The 20,675-nt window shown below is 63.5% G+C and carries 15 protein-coding genes; 6 read left to right on the top strand and 9 right to left on the bottom strand.

All coding sequences use genetic code 11. From position 1 onward, the window contains the following. Window positions 1–24: 24 nt before the first annotated feature. The 6 genes from AC1RM7_RS13325 (at window position 25) to AC1RM7_RS13300 (ending at window position 5,860) form a co-directional block, all read left to right on the top strand. On the top strand, window positions 25–705 hold the full coding sequence (locus tag AC1RM7_RS13325) for a phosphoribosylanthranilate isomerase (protein ID WP_024921170.1): 681 nt from the start codon (window positions 25–27) through the stop codon (window positions 703–705). Further along, window positions 702–1,919, top strand: coding sequence for a tryptophan synthase subunit beta (gene trpB, locus AC1RM7_RS13320; protein ID WP_024921171.1), 1,218 nt, complete (start codon window positions 702–704; stop codon window positions 1,917–1,919). The genes AC1RM7_RS13325 and trpB overlap by 4 nt, the downstream gene beginning before the upstream one ends. Beyond that, the gene (trpA, locus tag AC1RM7_RS13315) at window positions 1,916–2,752 is read left to right on the top strand and encodes a tryptophan synthase subunit alpha (RefSeq protein WP_006023498.1); all 837 of its coding nucleotides are present in this window, start codon (window positions 1,916–1,918) and stop codon (window positions 2,750–2,752) included. Before trpB ends, trpA begins: the two co-directional genes overlap by 4 nt. Before the next feature lie 91 nt (window positions 2,753–2,843). Beyond that, the gene (gene accD, locus AC1RM7_RS13310) at window positions 2,844–3,761 is read left to right on the top strand and encodes an acetyl-CoA carboxylase, carboxyltransferase subunit beta (protein ID WP_024921172.1); all 918 of its coding nucleotides are present in this window, start codon (window positions 2,844–2,846) and stop codon (window positions 3,759–3,761) included. Between the two features lie 98 nt (window positions 3,762–3,859). Beyond that, the gene (locus AC1RM7_RS13305; RefSeq protein ID WP_244434474.1) at window positions 3,860–5,104 is read left to right on the top strand and encodes a bifunctional folylpolyglutamate synthase/dihydrofolate synthase; all 1,245 of its coding nucleotides are present in this window, start codon (window positions 3,860–3,862) and stop codon (window positions 5,102–5,104) included. A gap of 15 nt (window positions 5,105–5,119) precedes the next feature. After that, complete coding sequence (locus tag AC1RM7_RS13300) at window positions 5,120–5,860, top strand: metallophosphoesterase family protein (RefSeq protein ID WP_024921174.1); 741 nt, start codon at window positions 5,120–5,122, stop codon at window positions 5,858–5,860. 62 nt (window positions 5,861–5,922) lie between these two features. Here AC1RM7_RS13300 and trxA read toward each other — a convergent pair whose 3' ends face one another. From trxA to coaBC, 9 genes are all read right to left on the bottom strand, one after another. Beyond that, entirely contained in the window at window positions 5,923–6,243 is a 321-nt protein-coding gene (gene trxA / locus AC1RM7_RS13295; protein WP_006023502.1) for a thioredoxin, read from the bottom strand. Window positions 6,244–6,446: 203 nt separating this feature from the next. After that, entirely contained in the window at window positions 6,447–9,962 is a 3,516-nt protein-coding gene (addA, locus tag AC1RM7_RS13290) for a double-strand break repair helicase AddA (RefSeq protein ID WP_024921175.1), read from the bottom strand. Continuing rightward, window positions 9,959–13,099: a double-strand break repair protein AddB gene (addB, locus tag AC1RM7_RS13285; protein ID WP_024921176.1), complete on the bottom strand. Its 3,141-nt coding sequence runs from the start codon at window positions 13,097–13,099 to the stop codon at window positions 9,959–9,961. The genes addA and addB overlap by 4 nt, the downstream gene beginning before the upstream one ends. A gap of 70 nt (window positions 13,100–13,169) precedes the next feature. Further along, window positions 13,170–13,892: a nucleotidyltransferase family protein gene (locus AC1RM7_RS13280; protein WP_006023505.1), complete on the bottom strand. Its 723-nt coding sequence runs from the start codon at window positions 13,890–13,892 to the stop codon at window positions 13,170–13,172. Between the two features lie 178 nt (window positions 13,893–14,070). Continuing rightward, window positions 14,071–14,394: a hypothetical protein gene (locus AC1RM7_RS13275; protein ID WP_006023506.1), complete on the bottom strand. Its 324-nt coding sequence runs from the start codon at window positions 14,392–14,394 to the stop codon at window positions 14,071–14,073. Between the two features lie 138 nt (window positions 14,395–14,532). After that, window positions 14,533–16,056 carry a tRNA (adenosine(37)-N6)-threonylcarbamoyltransferase complex ATPase subunit type 1 TsaE gene (tsaE, locus tag AC1RM7_RS13270; protein ID WP_024921177.1) on the bottom strand — a complete coding sequence of 508 codons (1,524 nt, stop codon included), beginning with the start codon at window positions 16,054–16,056 and terminating at the stop codon, window positions 14,533–14,535. Then, window positions 16,053–18,581, bottom strand: coding sequence for a PAS domain-containing sensor histidine kinase (locus AC1RM7_RS13265; protein WP_024921178.1), 2,529 nt, complete (start codon window positions 18,579–18,581; stop codon window positions 16,053–16,055). Before AC1RM7_RS13265 ends, tsaE begins: the two co-directional genes overlap by 4 nt. A 153-nt stretch (window positions 18,582–18,734) precedes the next feature. After that, a complete protein-coding gene (dut, locus tag AC1RM7_RS13260; RefSeq protein ID WP_024921179.1) occupies window positions 18,735–19,193 on the bottom strand; it encodes a dUTP diphosphatase in 459 nt (152 codons plus the stop codon). Further along, entirely contained in the window at window positions 19,190–20,614 is a 1,425-nt protein-coding gene (coaBC, locus tag AC1RM7_RS13255; RefSeq protein ID WP_024921180.1) for a bifunctional phosphopantothenoylcysteine decarboxylase/phosphopantothenate--cysteine ligase CoaBC, read from the bottom strand. The genes dut and coaBC overlap by 4 nt, the downstream gene beginning before the upstream one ends. Between the last annotated feature and the right edge of the window lie 61 nt (window positions 20,615–20,675).

Below are 20,675 nucleotides of genomic sequence, written 5' to 3'. Positions count from 1 at the left end.
GCGGCCCAACCACGTCATGAGACCATGTCATTCGCGGTAAAGATTTGCGGCCTGTCCACGCGCGAGACCCTTGAGGTCGCGCTGGACGCTGGCGCGGACATGGTGGGCTTCGTGTTCTTCGAGGCGTCGCCCCGTCACATCAGCCTCGGCACCGCACGCGAGCTCGCCCGGCTGGCGAAGGGCCGCGCCGTCAAGGCGGCGCTGACCGTGGATGCGGACGACGCGTCGCTGGAAAACTGCATCGAGGCATTGCAGCCGGGACTGCTGCAGCTTCACGGTTCCGAGAGCATCGCGCGGGTCCGGGACATCAAGCAGAAATTCGGACTGCCCGTGATGAAGGTGCTGCCGGTGGCGACGGCCGCCGATCTCGCGGAGCTTCCGGGCTATGCGGCGGTGGCCGACCGCATCCTGTTTGATGCGCGTGCGCCGAAGGATGCCACCCGCCCTGGCGGCCTTGGCGTGCCGTTCGACTGGCATCTGCTTGAAAACATCAAGCTGGCAATTCCGTTCATGGTCGGCGGCGGGCTCAATGCCGGCAATGTTGCCGAGGCTGTTCGTGTTACCCACGCGAATGGCGTCGATGTATCGTCCGGCGTCGAAAGCGCGCCGGGCATCAAGGACCCCGATATGATCCGTGCCTTCATCCGCGCCGCGCGTAAGGCGGAGCGTGCGATGACATCTTCCAGGATTGCGAGCAGCGTATGAGCGTTCAACTTCCCAATTCCTTCCGTTCCGGCCCCGACGACCGCGGGCATTTCGGCATTTTCGGCGGACGCTATGTCGCCGAGACGCTGATGCCGTTGATCCTCGATCTGGAAAAGGCGTATGCGGACGCCAAGGCCGACCCGTTGTTTCAGAAGGAAATGAATGGCTATCTGAAGGACTATGTGGGCCGTCCGTCGCCGCTGTATTTTGCGCAACGCCTGACCGAGCATCTCGGCGGCGCGAAGATTTACTTCAAGCGCGAAGAGCTGAATCACACCGGCTCGCACAAGGTCAACAACGTGCTCGGCCAGATCATGGTCGCGCGGCGCATGGGCAAGAAGCGCATCATCGCGGAAACCGGTGCGGGCCAGCACGGCGTCGCCACCGCGACGCTCTGCGCGCGCTTTGGACTTGAATGCATCGTTTATATGGGCGCGGTCGACGTCGAGCGGCAGCAGCCGAACGTGATCCGCATGGAAATGCTCGGCGCCAAGGTGGTGCCGGTGCAGTCCGGTTCGCGCACGCTGAAGGATGCGATGAACGATGCCTTGAGAGATTGGGTGACCAATGTCGCGGACACGTTCTATTGCATCGGCACGGTAGCGGGTCCGCATCCGTATCCGATGATGGTGCGTGACTTCCAGTCGATCATCGGCACCGAGACGCGGGCGCAGATGATGGAGGCCGAAGGCCGCCTGCCGGATTCGCTGGTCGCCTGCATCGGCGGTGGCTCCAATGCGATGGGGCTGTTTCATCCGTTCCTCGACGATCCCGGAATCGAGATTTTCGGCGTCGAGGCCGCGGGTCATGGCCTGACGCAGCTCCATGCGGCGTCGATTGCGGGCGGGCGTCCCGGTGTGCTGCACGGCAATCGCACCTACTTGCTGATGGACGACGACGGCCAGATCCAGGACGCGCATTCGATTTCGGCAGGTCTCGATTATCCCGGCATCGGCCCGGAGCATTCCTGGCTTCATGAGACCGGCCGCGTGACGTACCTGTCGGCGACCGACGATGAAGCGTTGGAGGCATTTCAGTTGCTGTCGCGGCTCGAGGGAATCATCCCGGCGCTGGAGCCGGCGCATGCCATTGCGAAAGTGATGGACCTCGCGCCGAAGCGGCCGAAGGATCATCTTATGGTGGTCAATATGTCGGGCCGCGGGGACAAGGACGTGCCGCAGGTCGGCGATATTCTGAAGGGCAAGAAGAAGTGACCACGCGCATCGACACACGTTTCGCCGAACTGAAGAAGGAAGGCCGCGCGGCCTTCGTCACCTTTGTGATGTGCGGCGACCCGGATCTGGCCACCTCGCTCGAGATCGTCAAGGCACTGCCGAAGGCCGGCGCCGACATCATCGAGATCGGCATGCCGTTCACCGATCCGATGGCCGATGGTCCCGCGATTCAGGCGGCGGGTCTGCGTGCGTTGAAGGCTGGCACCACGCTGAAGAAAACGCTCGGCGTTGTTCGCGATTTCCGTGCGGGCGACAACACCACACCGATCGTGCTGATGGGTTACTACAACCCGATCTACATCTACGGCGTCGACAAGTTTCTTGCGGATGCAAAGTCCGCCGGTGTCGATGGCTTGATCATCGTCGATCTTCCCCCGGAAGAAGATACCGAGCTTTGTATCCCCGCGATGAAGGCCGGGCTGAATTTTATTCGCCTTGCCACGCCGACCACCGACGACAAGCGGCTGCCGGCCGTGCTCGCGAACACCTCGGGCTTCGTTTATTACGTCTCGATCACCGGCATCACTGGCTCGGCGAGCGCGGACACCGCACAGGTCTCGGCCGCTGTGGCCCGCATCAAGCGTCATACACAGTTGCCGGTGTGTGTCGGCTTTGGCATCCGCACAGCGGACGCCGCGCGCGGCATCGCGCAGGCGGCGAATGGTGCCGTGGTAGGCTCGGCATTGATCGACGCCCTGCGTGCGACGCTGGATTCGGAGGGCCGCGCCACGCCAAAGACAGTTCCGGCAGTGGCAGACCTTGCAGCGGCGCTGGCGCAGGGCGTGCGCGGCGCAAAACAGGCGGCGGAATAGCGAGCTTGCCAAGAGCTATATTTGGGCAAAGCCGGGTTGCTGGTTATGGCCCGGACGTCCATATATCCATTTCACCGAGACGGAGCCCGTCATGAACTGGTTGACCAATGTTGTCCGGCCGAAGATTCGCAGCATTCTCAAGCGCGAGACGCCGGAGAATCTCTGGATCAAGTGTCCGGATTCCGGACAGCTCGTGTTCTACAAGGATGTCGAGCAGAACCAGTTCGTGATTCCCGGCTCGAACTATCACATGCGCATGGGCGCGACCGCGCGGCTGAAATCGATCTTCGACAACGAGACCTGGTACGATGTCGCGCTTCCTGAAGTGACGCCCGATCCGCTGAAGTTTCGCGACGAGCGGAAATATGCCGACCGCATCAAGGATGCCCGCGCCAAAACCGGCATGAACGATGCGGTGAAGGTCGGCTACGGCAAGCTTGAAGGCAACGCCGTCGTGGTCGCCGTGCAGGATTTCGACTTCATGGGCGGTTCGCTCGGCATGGCTGCGGGCGAAGCCGTCGTGAAGGGCCTCGAACTCGCGGTCGAGAAGAAGTCGCCCTTCATCATCTTTGCCGCTTCCGGCGGCGCGCGGATGCAGGAAGGCATTCTCTCGCTGATGCAGATGCCGCGCACGACTGTCGCGATTCAGATGCTGCGTGAAATAGGTCAGCCTTACATCGTGGTGCTGACTAATCCGACCACCGGCGGCGTCACCGCGTCCTATGCGATGCTGGGTGACGTGCAGATCGCCGAGCCGGGTGCGCTTATCGGCTTTGCCGGCGCCCGCGTCATCGAGCAGACCATCCGCGAGAAGCTCCCCGAAGGCTTCCAGCGTGCCGAGTATCTGAAAGAACACGGCATGGTGGACATGGTGGTGCATCGCCATGAGCTGCGCGCGACACTGGCGCGGCTCTGCCGCCTGCTGACCAAGGCGCCGGCTGCCGAAGGGTTTGAATCGCGCACCGCGCCGCTGCCTGTCGATCTGCCTGCGTCTGCGTCGCCCGCGTGACATCACCTGCGGCCAGGGAACCATCGCGCTCCTACGACGACATTCTTGCGCGTCTGGTGTCGCTGCATCCCAAACGCATCGATCTTACGCTCGACCGGATGTGGCGCATCCTCGATCGCCTTGATCATCCCGAGCGGCGTATTCCGGCTGTCATTCATGTCGCCGGCACCAACGGCAAGGGATCGACGGTGGCGTTCCTGCGCGCCATCCTTGAAGCGGCGGGCCTGCGCGTTCATGTCTACACCTCTCCGCATCTGGTGCGTTTCAACGAGCGCTTTCGCCTCGGCAGGGTGGGCGGCGGGGTCCTTGTGACCGACGATCAGTTCCGCGACGCGCTGGATCACTGCGAGCGTGTCAATGGCGGCGAGCCGATCACCATTTTCGAGATCGAGACCGCCGCGGCATTCCATCTGTTCGCAGAACATCCCGCTGACGTTGTGCTGCTGGAGGTCGGTCTCGGCGGACGACTTGACGCCACCAATGTGATCGATGCGCCGCTGGCCAGCGTCATCACTCCGATCGGCATGGACCATATCGAGTTTCTCGGCGATACGCTGATCAAGATCGCCACCGAGAAGGCGGGCATCATCAAGAAAAACGTTCCGGTGGTCTGCGCGGAGCAGACGGCGGAAGCAACCGCCGTGATCGAGCAGGCCGCGAAGCGCGCCCGTGCGCCGTTGCATGCGGCGACCCAGGACTGGCATGTCAACGTCGAGCACGGACGGCTGGTGTATTCCGACGAGCGCGGTCTGCTGGACTTGTCGGCCCCGCGGCTGTTCGGGCGGCATCAGTTCGATAATGCCGGTCTCGCGATTGCAACGCTGCGCGCCATCGAGTCCCTGAAGCTTGAACCTTCGGCCTTTGAGCAAGGTATCGCTCGCGCCGAGTGGCCGGCGCGGATGCAGCGGCTGACCTCGGGAAGGCTGGTCGACGCCGGACCGAAGGACGCCGAGGTGTGGCTCGACGGCGGTCACAATCCCGATGGCGGGCGCGTGGCGGCTGCCGCGCTCGGCGATCTCGAGGAGCGGGTGTCGCGTCCGCTGGTGGTGATCGCGGGCATGATGGGCAACAAGGACGCCGGAGGCTTTCTCGCCAACTTCGCCGGGCAGACCCGTCATATCATCGCGGTCAGGATTCCCGATCAGGACAATGCCATGCCGCCGGATGTGCTGGCCGACAGCGCGCGGCAACTCGGCATGCGGGTCGAGACGGCGTCAAGCGTCGAGGCGGCGCTGCGCGCCATCGCCAAACTCGCCTATGACGTGCCGCCGCGCATCCTCATCACCGGCTCTCTGTATCTGGCTGGCCACGTGCTGGCGGAGAACGGGACGTTGCCGCAATAGCTGGAAACCCTCAGAATGCGCTTCGCAGCCATTGCGGATGTTCACGGCAATTTTCTCGCGCTTGAGGCTGTGATTGCTGACATCCGTACGCAAGTGATCGACAGGATTGTCAATCTCGGCGACATGGCGAGCGGGCCGCTCGATGGGCGGCGGACAATGGACATGCTGATGGCGCTCGATGCCGTCCATGTCCTCGGCAATCATGATCGCTATCTGATCGATAGAGCGCCGGAGGAGATGGGATCGTGGGATCGGCCTGTTCACGCACAACTGGATGCGGGTCATCTCGCATGGCTGCGGAATATTCCGTCAACGCAGGTGGTCGAGGATACGGTTTACCTTTGCCACGCGACGCCGTCGAACGATGAAATCTACTGGCTCGAAACTGTCCGGCCGGACGGGACGGTCTGCATGTCGGCCATCGCGGATATTGAGCGAGCTGCCGCAGGGATTCCGCAGTCGCTGATCCTGTGCGGGCATACGCATGTCGCGCGGGCAGTGCGCCTTGGCGATGGACGTATGATCGTCAATCCCGGCAGCGTGGGATCCCCCGGTTATCGCGACATCGTGCCGTTTCGCCATATGATGGAGGCAGGGTCGCCCGATGCGCGCTATGCGATCCTCGAACAGCGTGGAGGCCGATGGCATGTGACATTCCGCCATGTGCCGTATGACCACGAGGCGATGGCGTCATTGGCGCGGCAGAACGGCCATCCCGACCTTGCGAACGCGCTGGCGACCGGCTGGATCAGATAGGATGACGCATAGGAAAACGGCCTGCTTGCACAGGCCGTTTGTCAAACCTCAAAGAGAAACGATCAGACCGCAGCGGTGATCCACTGCTGCAGCTTGGCCTTCGGCGCGGCGCCGACCTGACGCGAAGCCATCTCACCGCCCTTGAAGATCATCAGGGTCGGGATCGACATCACGCCGTACTTCGAAGCGGTCTTCGGGCTCTCGTCGACATTGAGCTTCACGATCTTGACCTTGTCGCCCATGGCGCCAGCGATCTCGTCGAGTGCGGGCGCGATCATGCGGCACGGGCCGCACCATTCCGCCCAGAAATCGACGACCACGGGGCCGTCCGCCTTGAGAACTTCCGCATCGAAATCGGTGTCCGAAACCTTACCCACACTCATGTGATCTGCCTCGTTGGATGAAAGGCGCGAGATCTGAGAATCGCGCCCTGAAAACGTAGGATCAACCTATGAATGCACCCTTGCGCGGTCAAGGCTGGTCACCGGGACGTGTTCCATCGGCTGCGAAGCGGGGGCCCCGGGAATCGGTCCCGATTCAAGGGGTTAGCTCCTGACCACGACGAAGGTTGGATGGCAGGTGACGCTCAGGAAACAAGCGATTGCAGCTCTGCGTCCAGCGCGGAGGCCGGAATCTCCATCAAGGCGGCCGTCTCTGTCCACAGCAATGCACAGCGAACCGGCCGGCCGGGGTAGAGCCGCTGCAAAACGTCGCGATAAAGCGCGAGCTGCCGGACATAGGCCTGCGGTGCCTCGGCGGCGTCCTGCGGCGGAGCGTGGTTGGTCTTGTAGTCGACGATCAGCACTTCATCCGGCGTCACCACCAGACGGTCGATCTGCCCCGACACCAGTGCGGGCGGCCGTCCGCGCCTCGCCACGCGGCCCGCGATCGAGACTTCGGCGCGGCTGCCCTCGGCAAACAGCGGCGCGAATGCGGGCGTTGCGATCAGCGCCGTGACCTGCCGCGCCAGCGCGGTGCGCTCGTCGTCCGTGAACCATTGCTGCGCATTGCGCTGGAGAAAATCGCGCGCCGCACCTTCGCGTCGCTCAGTGGCGACGTCCGGCAGCGATTGCAGCAGCCGGTGGATCAGCGTTCCGCGCTTAAGCGCTCGCTCGCGCGCAAGGCGCGTTTCGTCGGTTACGGTTGCATGTCCTTCGGTATCGTTCTCTGCGGCATCGGATGGACGGAGCAGGATATCCGCAGGCGTTTCCCTCGGTGCATCGGTTCTCAGCCAGCCAGGGAAGTGTTCCAGCGCAAGCATTTCCTGGATTGGCGCTGCGGTGTCCGCAGGCGGCTGCACATCCTGTGGCCGCGAATAGCGCTTCACCGGTCCGAAGCCCGTTTCGATGGTTTCGCATTGCAGGCCGAGGTCAGGATGGGTCAGGCCTTTCTGAATCAGGTCGTACCAGGACAGTTGCCGCACCGCCCGCATGTTACCCGGCAGCACACCGCCGACGATCAGGCGATCCGCCGCTCGTGTCATGGCGACATACAGCAGCCGCCGGTATTCATCCTCGGTATCGTCCTTCATGGCGGCGCGCGCGGCCGCGACCGCGGGAAGATCATTCGCCTTCTTGCCGGCCCAGAGCACGACCGCAGGCGCGTTCGGTGCGGCGTTGCCCTGCGGCATGCGAATGAGGTTCATGCGCTGGGTGTCCGCGGGCGAGGTGGTGGTATCGACAAGGAACACCACGGGGGCTTCCAATCCTTTCGCGCCGTGAACTGTCATCACGCGGATTTCGTCGCGCGCGATTTCCATGTCGCGTTTGACCTCGGTGTCGGCGGCGCGCAGCCATGCCATGAAGCCCTGCAACGAGGCGGGCGCTTTGCGCTCATAGGTCAGCGCGAGTTCGAGGAATTCGTCGAGCGCGTCGTCGGCTTCGGGCCCCATTCGCGCGAGAATGCGCGCGCGGCCGCGATCGCCGCCCAGCAGCCACGCATAGAAGGTGAACGGTGTCTCATGAGCGAAGCGCTGCTCGCAATCTTCCAGCCGCCTCATTGCAGCCGAGAGCTTCTCGCTGGTCCTGGCATGCTCGGTCAGAGCATCGCGCAATGTGCCTTTGCGATGAGGTGCGATGATCTGAAGGTCGTCATCATCGAGACCAAACAACGGGCTCTTCAGTGCGGTCGCCAGCGCGAGGTCGTCGCGCGGAAGCAGCAGGGCATCCGCCAGATTCATCAGGTCGATGACCGCGATATGCTCGGTGAGTTTCAGCCTGTCGGCGCCGGCGACCGGGAGGCCCGCATGCTTGAGCGCCTGAATGATGGCGTCAAAGGCTCTGCCACGCCGCCGCACCAGCACCAGCATGTCGCCATAACGCAGCAGCCGGCGCTTGCCGTGCGGACCGGTCATGGTCCGGGCTGCGATCAGCGATTTGATTTCGGCCTGAATGCGTCGCGCCAGCCGCACCTCGGGACTTGTCTCGGAGATGTGGTCGAATGCGGCGCTCCAGCCTTCGATGTCGTCGCGCGTGTCGGGATATTCGATGTCCCACAGGTCGACCAGCGCGGGTGCGGCATCGCTGAGAGCGTCGTGAATGGGATGTGCGTTCTCGATTGCGTGAATACTCTTGTAAATTGCCGGGTCGCGAAACACGAAATCGACGGACTGGAGGATCGTCCAGCCCGACCGGAACGAATGCTTGAACGAGACCGGCTCGAAGGCGAGCCCGGCGCCCTTGAACCGCTTCTCGATATCGCGCTTGCGGCTGTCGAATTCGCGCGGCGCTGCGCCCTGGAACGAGAAGATCGACTGCTTCTCGTCGCCGACCGCGAAGATCGTGCGCTTGATGCCGTCGCGCGCGCCTGCGCCGGACGTGAATTCGGATGTGAGACGCTCGATGATGTCCCACTGCCGGGGGCTGGTGTCCTGCGCCTCGTCGATCAGCACATGGTCGATGCCGCGGTCGAGTTTGAAATGCACCCAGCCGGACGAGACGTTGGTCAGCATCTCGTAGGTCTTGTCGATCAGGTCGTTGTAGTCGAGCAGGCCGCGCTCGCGCTTTTCCCGCCGGTAGTTTGCAGCGACTGCGCTGGCGATGACAAGAAGCGCATAGGCGCGGTCACGCTGCATGACCGCGCGGCGCTTTTCATCCAGAGCGACGATTCTTGTCTGCTCCGTATCCAGCCGTGCGGCGAAGACTGATTGCAGCTTGGCGAGCGCTTTGGTCATCAGCGTCTTGCGTGGGCCGATGACACCCTTTGTCTCGGTGAGAAAAACATCGAGATAGGCTTCGACCTGCGCGCGATCGGTCAGGCCGTCGGCGATCCGGAAGCGCTCGGCCTGGGAAATATCGGCAGGACTGCCGCCATCGAACGCCGCGGCTATCGCAGGCCAGTCGCGGCGCGGCAGATTCGGTCCATCGACGATCTCGCGCTCGATGTCCTCAATTCGCTCATTGGCGCTGACCCCGAGCACGGCCGTGATCTGGGCCATTGCCGCGTCAAGGCTGCCAGTGCTGTCGGACCACGCCATGAAGTGGTCGCGGCTGAGACAGGCCTCGCGCACCACGTCCTTGAACGTGACATCGGCGGCTGCCGACATCGCAATGTTGAGGGCGCGTCCAGTCTCGCTGCCCGGCGCGCGGGCGGCTTCAAGCAGCACCGCAAGATTGGCGCGCTCCATCATGTCGTTCTGGTCGCGGTCGTCGAGCACCGAAAAGCGCGCCGGCACATTGGCCTCGAACGGAAATTGCTGAAGCAGCCGGGTGCAGAGCGCGTGAATGGTCTGAACCTTCAGACCGCCGGGGGTCTCCAGCGCGCTGGCAAACAGCTTTCGCGCGCGCAGGCGGGTGCCGGCATTGAGAGGCGCGCCCACGGTGCGGATTGCTTCATCAAGCTGCCGGTCCGGCAGCGTCACCCAGCGGCCCAGCGTTTCGAACACGCGCTGCGCCATATTGGCAGCGGCCGCCTTGGTGAAAGTGATGCAGAGAATTTTCTCCGGCGGCACGCCGTTGAGCAGCAGACGGATGACGCGATTGACCAGCACATGGGTCTTGCCCGATCCGGCATTGGCCGCGACGAAGGCTGACGCTTCTGGATTCGAGGCGCGCGCCTGCGCATCGCGCACGGCCTCGGGAATGTCGGGGCGCGGCGAACTCATTCGATGTCCTCTTGGCCATCGCCGATGGCCGACCATTCCTTGATGCGCGCCAGGTCGTCGTAGTTGCCGTAGCGGTTTTCCCACATCGGCAGCACGACCGAGCGATAGGGCGTATCCTTGTTCTCGAAGGTGCGGATCAAACCTTCGAGCTGTTGCAGCGCTTGATCGGCTGCGTCATCGGGCGGCTGCGGCGGATCGCTCTTGTTGACCTTCAGCTCCAGAACAGTCGCCTTGCCGGGCGGATTGTTGCCGCTGAGCCGGACATAGACCAGTTCGCTGACCGAGGAGCCCGCAGGAATGGTTTCAAATCCGCCCTTGCGCAGGATTGCGCCTTCCAGCGTCAATTGAGGCGACAGGCCGAGGCGCACCTGCTTGGCGCTGGGCGGCTGGCCGGTCTTGTAGTCGAGGATGGCGTAGGTGTGATCGGTGCGATGCTCGATGCGGTCGGCGCGGGCCGAGAGAACGAACGTGCGTCCGTTGCCAAGCTGAATGGGAATCTCGCCGCGGATTTCAGCATCGACGCGGGAGACATCCAGCCGCCGCCGCGCTTCCCAGCCGGAAAACCAGTCGGCAATGCGCAGAAATCGCGGCCACCACAGCGCGCGCGCTTCCGGTCGCTCCATCAGGGGCGCGAAGTGCTTGTGGCCGATCTTCCGCAGGGCGTCGGCAATGTCGTCCGGCAATTCGGTTGCGAACCGACCCGTGAATTCGCCAAGCGCTTCGTGGATCGCGGAGCCGCGATCAGCCGCAGTCAGCGGCATGTCCACCGGGTCGAGAGGCGTCAGTCTGAGAATCCGCTTTGCGTAGATGGTGTAGGGATCGCGCAGCCAGTCCTCGATTTCGGTGACCGACATCCTGAGCGGACGCAGCGCGACATCCGGCTTTGGCTCCGGCCGCGGCGCTGGCATGACATGCTGGGGCCGGTCCAGCTCATTGGCGTAGCGGACATAGGTTGCGCCCTTGTCCGTGGCGTCCTTCCACGAATTCGCTCCGGCCACAGCTTCGAGCCGGTGCAGGAAGCGCGACGCCACCGCAGGCGCGCCGCCGACCTTTGCGGCCCGAGACAGGATGACGTCGCGGGTCCCGAGCAATTGCGCGAAGTCATGCGCCGACAGTCCGATGCGCCGCTCCGGCAGATCGAGACCGAGTTGATGCCGCATTGGGCGGCTCAGCCATGGATCGATGTGCGGTGCTGGCGGCCACACGCCTTCGACAAGTCCGCCGAGAATGACACGGTCGCATTCGGTAAGGCGGGCTTCGAGCGGACCATAGATGCGAAGACGCGATGCCGCCAGTTGCGGCCGCCGCACGATGCGGTCTCCGAAAGCGGTCTGGAACACGTCGGGATAATCGCTGAGGTCCAGCACGAGTCCGCTTGGCGAAGGCTGCTCGCTGTTCGTTGGCGCGCTCACCTGAAACAGATCGTCAAACGCTTTCGACAGCGCGCTGCCGTCGGGGCCGTCGAAAGCAACTGGGTTGCCTGTGTCGTCGACAGACAGGCGTTTGATGACGTCGTAGTGGCGAACGGCGTAGTCCATGAGATCGTGCGGCTTGCCGCGCCGGATGTCTTCGAGCGGCGACAGCGCGGTGGACACTTGTTCAATCAGTCTTCCGACCGCATCGAGATCGGCTGAGGACAGTGTTCGCCTTGGATCTGAATGATGCAGTTCGGCGATGTTGTTACGGAAGGTTGCAAAATCCTGCTTCAGTCCGGCGCTTCCCGGAGCAGGCCGCGTCCCGCGCAGCAGTGCCAGCTCCAGGTCACCGATCGTCTTTGCAAAGGCACCCTGCGCATGACCGAGCCGGAACAGCGGATGTTTCAGCAGCGCCAGCAATGCCGGAGGCGCCAGTTCCTCCGCGGCGGTTTGCGCGGCAAGCCGTGCGAAAATGCCGGCCGGCGTGTCCATCAGGGAATCGCCGCCGGAGTCGTCGTATTCGAGTTTCCAGCGGTCGAGCGACGCCATCACACGGCGCGCCAGCGCGCGGTCCGGCGTCACAAACGCTGCGGTGAGATTTTCTTCGCGCGCCTCGCGCATTGCCACCGCGATCGCCAGCGCTTCCATCTCGGGATTGGCGGCTTCGATCAGCGTCACGCCTTCCATGCCGGATGAGATTTGCTGCGCAATAGCTTTGTCGCCGAGCCGTGCGTGCCATTGCTCGCTCGATGTCGCAGGACGCATCGCTTCGGATGCGAGCACCTCGCGGCCATGGGGAGCAGATGCTGCGAGCGGCTCGACGTCGCGCCGCTTGATGCCGAACCGGGCAAGCAGGCCGTGCAGCGCGACCTGGGGATGACTCCAGGCTGCGGGTGTCGCGATGAGATCGCCGGCAGCGACGGTGCCGCCGATCGAGTCCCACGCAGCGTCATCGAGATCGGTGTCGAGGCCGGGCAATACCACCGCACCTTGCGGGAGCTGTGCAATGGCGTGCAGGAATTTAGCCGTTGCCGGCATCGAGCCTGTCGAGCCCGCGGCGATCACCGGCCCCTTTTGCTTTGCCCTGAGGCGTTTTGCTTCCGCTGCGATCAGCATGTCGCGGCGTGCGGCAGGCTCGATCCGGTCGATGGTTTTCAGATAATCCGGCCAGGTTTCCTTTGCGATCTTGAGAAACTTCAGCGTGTGCTGCCAGTAGATATCGAGGTCATCCGGCACAATGCCGTCGAGCGCATCCCAGCCGACGCCGCGCGTCACCATGTCGTCCATCAGCCGTGCCAGATCGCCGGCCAGCGCGAGTGTCGAAGCAGGACTGCCGACGACGAGTGACGACGGCTGAACCTTGGCCCATGCTGCCACCAGCTTCGCCAGGGTCAGTCTGCGTTCGAGATCGTCCAGTTTCGGCGGAAGCAAGGATGCATCCGGGCCGCCAAGTTGCCCATCGTCGGAAAACTCCAGTTCATCCTCGTCGACGCTGCCGAGCGCGACGATGCGCGGCAGCACCACGGCATCGGTTTGCAGCACATCGAGAAATACTTCGCGCGCCATGCGGCCTGCGCGGCGGGTCGGCAGATACAGCGTGACGTCGGCCAGTCGCTCGGGATTCGTGCGCGCGTCAAATCCCTCGACGAGCCGGCCGTCGACAAGCGCTGCGATAACCGTGTGGAGAAACGGCGCAGAGGAGGGAACATTGAAAACGCGCATGAACTACCCGATTCGCGATCGGCGGCATCATGGCACGCGGAAGGGGAACGAGGGGAGTCTTGACCCGGCTTCAGGCGACGCTGGCGAGCAGTGCTTCTTCGGCCGCCTGTACCGCATCGGGGGTGCCGACATGCATCCACAGGCCGTCAAGCCGCAGTCCGAACAGCCGTTCCTGTTCGTTGGCGGCGTCAAATATCCTGGTCAGAGAGAATTCGCCGGCGGGCGCATTCCTGAAGATCGCGGGCGACATGATCGCAGCGCCGGCATAGACGAACGGCACCACCTGGTGCTCCTTGCGCTTGCGCAGCGCGCCGTCGGTCAGCATGGCGTAATCGCCGCAGCCAGAGTAGCCGATGCTGTGCGAGGTCGGCGCCATCAGCAGCAGGATGTCCATCCGCGCCGGATCGAACGCCTCGGCGAGACGGGCCAGGTTTGACTGCACGCCATCGATCCACATCGTGTCCGAGTTCAGATGGTAGAACGGCGCGTCGCCCAGCAAGGGCAGCGCCTTCACAACGCCGCCGCCGGTGCCGAGCACCACGTCGCGCTCGTCGGAGATGATGACGCGCGGAGCCGTGCGGCCTTTGACATGCTGAACGATCTGATCGGGGAGATAGTGGACGTTGACCACGGCGGTGGTCACGCTGACTTCCGCAAGCCGGTCGAGCACATGATCGAGCAGCGGTTTTCCGGCGACCGATACCAGCGGTTTCGGCATGTTGTCCGTCAGCGGCCGCATCCGAACGCCGAGACCGGCGGCGAGAACCATGGCAGAGACGGGTTTGGCAGGCATCGGCGCGTTTATCTCAACTGGTTCGCGGCGGTCCCTTTCAGGACCGGTTGCGAGGTCGGGTGGATGCCGAGCATAGCATCCGAATCGGCGCCGCGCGCTGGCTGCTCAGGCTGTAGTCGCACTTTGTGACATCGGTGCGACTCACGGGGTGGCGGCAGTTCCGGCCCCCGGGGCGCAATCAGACTTCCACAATCTGCGAGCCGGCCGAGCGGCGTGCCGGCTTTTTCTTGGCATCCGGCTTCAGGAAGCCCGCGCCAATCTGCTCACCATTGACCCAGGCCAGTTCGCAGCGGCGGTATGCCAGGCCGGTCGAGGACAGCAGCAAAAAGAATTCCTTGAGGTTCAGGCCTTCGACTGAGCCTTCGACGGTCAGCTTGGCACCGGTCTCGGAAATATCCTCGACCAGACAGTTGCGCCGCCACGTTCCGTCAATGCCCATCAGGTGAGCTGCAAAACCGCGCTCGAAAACCACGCGGTCGCCCACGCGTCGTTCCGTTGCCATTAATTGTTACTCCGCTCGCTGCTTTCGATGTCGTGCGTTGCATCGCCGGGGCTGAGCGTCGCACAGTCGTCGGAACCCAAATTACGAGAGGGCTGGCTAACAACCGGTAAAGGCAATGGCCTCAAGTGGCGGCTTTGCCTAGGTCGCCGGGGGCGGGACATGGGCCATGCACCATTCCCGATAGGTTTCAAGCGAGGGATGGGCGAGGGCCCGGTTGAGATACGTCCAGATTCGCGGCTGATGTCGCAGATACTGCGGCTTGCCGTCGCGGCGGTTCAGCCGCGCGAAGGTCCCCAGCAGCCGTGTGTTCCGCTGCGCCGACATGATGGCATATTGCTGCACAAAGGCGGCTGGATCGAAGGTCGTGTCCGCGGCCCGCCGCTCACCGGCATAGCGGGTCAGCATCGCGATCTCGATTTTCTCCGGGATGTCGATCCGCGCGTCCTGCAACAGCGACACGAGATCGTAGGCCGCCGGACCCATCACCGTATCCTGAAAGTCGAGGATACCGACGCGGCCGATGTCCTTGCGGTGTTCAAGCCAGATCAGATTGGGCGAATGGAAATCGCGCAACATCCATGTTCGCGGCGCGTCGGCGAGCTTCGCCAGCAGGTCACGCCAGATCAGCAGGAAATCGGCCTGCACGTTGCTCGACAGCGTCACGCCCTTGTCGGGCAGATACCATTCCAGCATCAGGCCGACTTCGATCATCATCGCATCGTCATCGAATGGCGGGATGACATAATCAAGGTGCGGCGCGAGAGGCAGCACCTCCGGCAACGGTTGCCGATGAAACGCCGCCAGCATATCGACGGCGGTCTGGTAGCGGTCGGCGATCGGTTTCGGCGGCTCGCCCTCAATGAAGGTGACGCGGCCGAAATCCTCGGTGATCAGAAAGCCTTCATCCAGATCGGCATGGTGGATGGCGGGCGCAGAATATCCACGCTCGCGCAGTCCATTGGCGATGGCGACGAACGGCTTCACGTCTTCGGCGAGATGGACCGCTTCGCTGTAGGATTTTCCGTCATACAGCGACGGACCATCGGGACGGCGCGGCGAATTCATCAGAATGGCCGACTGGTCGTTCTTGATCAGCCGTGCATAGGAGCGCGTTGAGGCATCGCCCGGCATACGCTGCCGCCTGGCGTCGAGACTGCCTGAGAGTTCCAGAAAACGCCGCAGCGCCGCCAGACGTTCGACCTTCGCAGCCTGTTTGCCGAATCCCGTGATCTCGGCAGCGCGCGCGCTGGTGCCGAGTGATGGCCGGTGGCTGAACGCGATGTCGATCCGGTCAGGCGGCAGCATGTCTGGTGCGCGCTCTGGCCATTCGATCAAGGCCACAGTGCCGTCCGGCAGCGGCGATAGCCCAATCTCTTCCAGTTCGTCGGGATCGTTGACGCGATAGAGGTCGGCATGCAGCAGCGGAAACGACGGGAGGTCGTAGGTCTGCGCCAGCGTGAAGGTCGGACTCGGGACTTCAAGCTCGTCGTCCTGTGCGAGATAACGGATCAGCGCGCGGGCGGCCGCGGTCTTTCCGGCGCCGAGGTCCCCGGACAATGTGATGACGTCGCCTGCGCTCATCAGCAGCGCGAGGTCCGCCATCAAATGGCCGGTTGCGGCCTCATTCGCCAGCGCGACATGGAATGTCGAGAAATCGGTCATTCAGCAGCATTGCGATAAGTCTGATCGACGGGAAATTCGCAGGTCACTGTCGTGCCTTTGCCGACGACCGAGTCGACATGGACCTTGCCGCCATGCAGTTCGACGAACGAGCGAACCAGCGACAGGCCGAGGCCCGCGCCGCGATGGCGCGAGCCATTGGCATGGCTTTCGAACCAGTCGAACACCTTGTCCCGGACTTCTTCCGGAATGCCGGGACCGGAGTCGGAGACCGAGAAAACCACGCTTGAATCGCTACGGCGGGCGCGCAGGGTCACGGTGCTGTTCTGCGGCGAGAAACCGACGGCGTTGGCCAGCAGGTTATACAGCACCTGGACGATGCGGCGTTCGTCGGCAACGAAGTCGCCGATCGCAGGATCAATCTCGACATCAAGACGGATCTGTTCACGGGCGAGCCGGTCCTGAATGCCTGCGGTGGCATCCGAGACAGTCTTCTGCACATCCACCGGCCCGAGATTAAGCGTCATCGCGCCGGCGTCGATGGTGGCGAGATCGAGAATGTTGTTGATGATGGCGAGCAGGGCGTTGGTCGAGGTCGTGATGTAGCTGAGGTATTCGCTCTGCTTCAGCGTCATCGGTCCGGTCGACGGATCGCTGAGGAAGTGCGCGAAGCCGATGATGGTCGTGAGCGGTGAACGCAGTTCGTAAGAGACGTGATGGACGAAATCGACCTTCATCTGGTCGGCGGCTTCCAGCGCTTCGTTGCGCTCCCGCAGGGCGCGCTCAACATTCACCGTATCGGTAACGTCCTGGAAGGTCAGCATGGTCGCGCCGTCGGGCAGCGGCATGGTGGTGCAGTCGATCACGCTGCCGTCCTTTCGCTCAAGCTTGAGCGGGACGGAAATGCGGTCGTCGATGCCGGTGATGGCTGCGCGCAGGATCTGCCAGGTCGCGTTGTCGTCGAACAGCGGCCGGCACAGTTTTTCGATGGTTTCGATATGCGGTTGCTGTGCAAGTGCTTCGGGGGACAGCTTCCACATCCGCGCGAACGGCGGATTGAACAGTTGCGCGCGGCCGTTGCTGCCGAACACCGCGACGGCCTCCGACAGGTTGTCCAGCGTTTCACGCTGGACGCGGATCAGGCCGTCGTTCTGCCGCGCCAGCTTCAGGCTTTCGGTGACGTCGTCGAACAGATAGGTGACGCCGCCCTCCGGATTCGGCGTGGTGACGACGCTGAGAGCGCGTCCGTCCGGCAGATACCAGGTGTCTTTCGCCGGCTCGATGGCGCGGTAGGCTTCGAACAGCTTGTTTTTCCAGGCGCGGAAGTCCGGCTGCTCGGGAATCTTGCGCGCGACGCGCAGCCGGTCGATGACGCTTGAATCATCGGGATTGTCGTCGAGAAACGCGCGATCGAAGTCCCAGAGCCGGCGATAGGAATCGTTATAGAACGTCAATCGCCGTGAGCCGTCGAACACCGCCACGCCGGACGAGAGCTGATCGAGCATGCGTCGGTGCGCTTCCGCCATCCGCTCCAGGGAAGCGCGCAGGCTCGCGGCTTCTGTCGCATCGACTGCGATTCCGGCGCTGCCGCCGGTCACATTCAGTGCGTGAATATCGAGGATGCGGCGCTGGCCGCCGGTCACCACCGGAACGCGCGCCTCGAAGACATTCCTCTCTGCCAGCGTGCGGGCCATGTTGGCGCGGTCGTCATGATCGAGCAGTTCGAGATTGCGCTCGATGGCGTCGGTGACCGAACTCGCATCGGTCGCCTGCGCATAGGCGGCGTTGGCGAAATGGAGGGTGCCGTTGCTGCGGCGGGCCCATACCGGCAGGGGAACCGACGCAGCGAATGCGCGAAGCGCGCCGGTCTCTTCCAGCAATTGATTGTGCCGGATGTTGATCTCGGCGAGTTCCATCCGCACGCCGGACAGTTCACGAATACGGACGATAGCCTGCCCGCCGATCGCCCGTCCCATCGCTTCGATGGTGCGCCCTGTTGCGGTCGTGAGGTTGAGCTGAAAGCCCTCACCTGCCTCACGCAACTTGTCGACGGCGTGATCCATCGCGAGCGCCTGCTCGGGGAGCAGCCAGCTTCCGAATGCAAGAATTCGCTGCGGATTGAAATGGTCCGTGCCGTGCGGCATCAGCAGCGCCACGTCGCCGCTGATGTCAGGACGATCCCCGCCCGCAGCCCAGGAGATTAGAACCTGTGGCTCGGCGAACAGCAGCGCGCGAAAACGATCGGCTTCGAGCTGGAGTGCCTGGTTGTCCGACAGCAGACGGGATTCGATCCGCGCGGCCCGAAGGCGGGTGCGCATCAAGAGAATCGCAGAGACCACCGAGAATCCGAGGACTGCTGCCGCCACGCTGAGCGCCGCAATTTCCTGCCGGTCGAGGTTCGCAAACAGCGACAGTGCGTTGTCGATGAACCCGTCGCGCGCAAATGCGGGCGCAGCCCCGAACAGGGCCGTCGCGCCAAGACACGCGCCAAGGCCAATTGCACCTCCGCGCACAATCGAAGTGCACGACAGCAAGGTCCGCCGCATCCCCTCGATCACGCCTGACATGATCTATCCCAACCGCCCGCACACGAATCGAACGACAATATCCTCAACAGGAGTCGCCGGGTAAGAGTCCAGACCGTGAACGTGAATCGCGCTGCAAAATAATGGCTAGTTCAGCGATTGTGCGGTGCGATTCGCCTCTAACCAGGGATCGATTTACCGTCCGGTGGAACCAAACCCGCCGCTGCCCCGATCGGTAGAGGTCAGCGCTGCGACGACCACCAGATTTGCCTGTGTCACCGCGGCGATGACAAGCTGTGCGATGCGTTCACCGCGGCGGATCGTGAATGGCTCGTCGCCATGATTGATCAAAAGCACCGAAACTTCGCCGCGATAGTCGGCGTCGACGGTTCCCGGCGAATTGAGGACGGTCACGCCATGCTTGAAGGCGAGGCCGGAGCGGGGCCGCACCTGCGCCTCATGGCCCGGCGGAACCGCGATCATGAGTCCCGTCGGCACCAGAGCGCGCTGTCCCGGCTGCATCGTCAGCGGCGTGTCTTCAGGAACCGCCGCGAGCAGGTCGAGGCCGGCGGCATGCGCGCTCTGATAGGCCGGCAATGCGAGGCCCTCGGCATGAGGCAGGCGTTGAACCTCGACAGTGATGGCAGATGTCATGTGGATGATTGTCCAAGAGTGTCGGCGATTTTTGCCACGAGGGCGTCGGCGACTTCCTCTTTCGTCATCACCGGCCAGGAATCAACAGCAACATTCGCTTTGTCCAAGGTTAGAACGTGGACGGTGTTGCGATCGCCGCCCATGACCCCGGACGCAGGCGACACATCATTGGCGACGATCCAGTCACAACCCTTGCGCTTCAGCTTCGAGGTCGCGTTCTCGATCAGATTTTGTGTCTCGGCCGCGAAGCCGATCACCAATTGAGGCCGGTTTTGCTTGAGCTTCGAGATGGTCGCCAGGATGTCGGGATTTTCGACCAGTTGCAGCGGCGGCATGCCCGCCGAAGTCTTCTTGATTTTCTGCTCGCCTGCGTTGGCGACACGCCAGTCGGCCACGGCGGCGGCGAAAATCGCGATATCCGCCGGCAGCGCACGCTCCACTTCCGTCAGCATATCGCGCGCGGATTCCACGCGAATGACGTGGACGCCGGCAGGATCGTCGAGATCGACCGGACCTGACACGAGCGTGACCTCCGCGCCGGCTTCCGCGGCGGACGCAGCAATGGCAAAGCCCTGCTTGCCGGAGGACCGGTTGGCGATATAGCGCACCGGATCGATCGGCTCATGGGTCGGGCCCGCGGTGATGAGAATCTTCCTTCCGGCCAGCGGGCCGGTGGCTGGCGGGCGGAGAATGGCGTCGGCCGCGGCGGCAATTTCCAGAGGCTCGGACATGCGGCCGATACCGGCCTCGTTGGCCTCCGCCATCTCGCCGGAATTCGGGCCGATGAAAGCGACGCCGTCGCGCGCAAGCTGCGCGACATTGCGTCTGGTTGCGGCGTTGGCCCACATCAGCGGGTTCATCGCGGGTGCGACTAAAACCTGCCGGTTGGTCGCCAGCAGGATCGCAGTGGCGAGATCGTCGGCCTGGCCTTGCGCCATCTTGGCCATCAGGTCGGCGGTGGCGGGCGCAACAATGATCAGATCGGTATCGCGGGCGAGGCGAATATGCCCGGCGTCGAACTCGCTCTGGGCGTCGAACAGGTCTGTGTAGCAGCGCTCATCCGCCAGCGCCCCGGCGGTGAGCGGGGTGACGAACTGCTGCGCGGCACGTGTCATCACGCAGCGGACGTGGATGCCGCGCTCTTTCAGGCGGCGGATCAGGTCGAGCGCCTTGTAGGCGGCGATGCCGCCGCCGATGATGAGGGTGACCCGGGGACGGCCTTTGACCTCCGGTGCCCGGCTGCGATGGGTCTGAGGGGCGCTGCTGCGTGCTGGACTTACGGACGCTGCGACCGGGCTTTCTGCTGCCTCCCGCAGGATCATCCGCACCTCGTCCTCGACCGAGCGGCCGGCCTTGGCCGCGCGCAGCCGGAGGCTGGCTTTGAGGTCGTCATCGAGCTTGCGGACGGTCAAACTGGCCATAGCGCGGTCCCCTTAGGCTAAGGCGACCGTAGCAAATGATGGCATTGCAATCAAATCATGA

The organism is Afipia sp. GW822-FHT03D08 (assembly GCF_058801645.1).
Note: the sequence above shows the minus strand (reverse complement) of the source record. Positions and strands in the feature narration are given on the sequence as shown.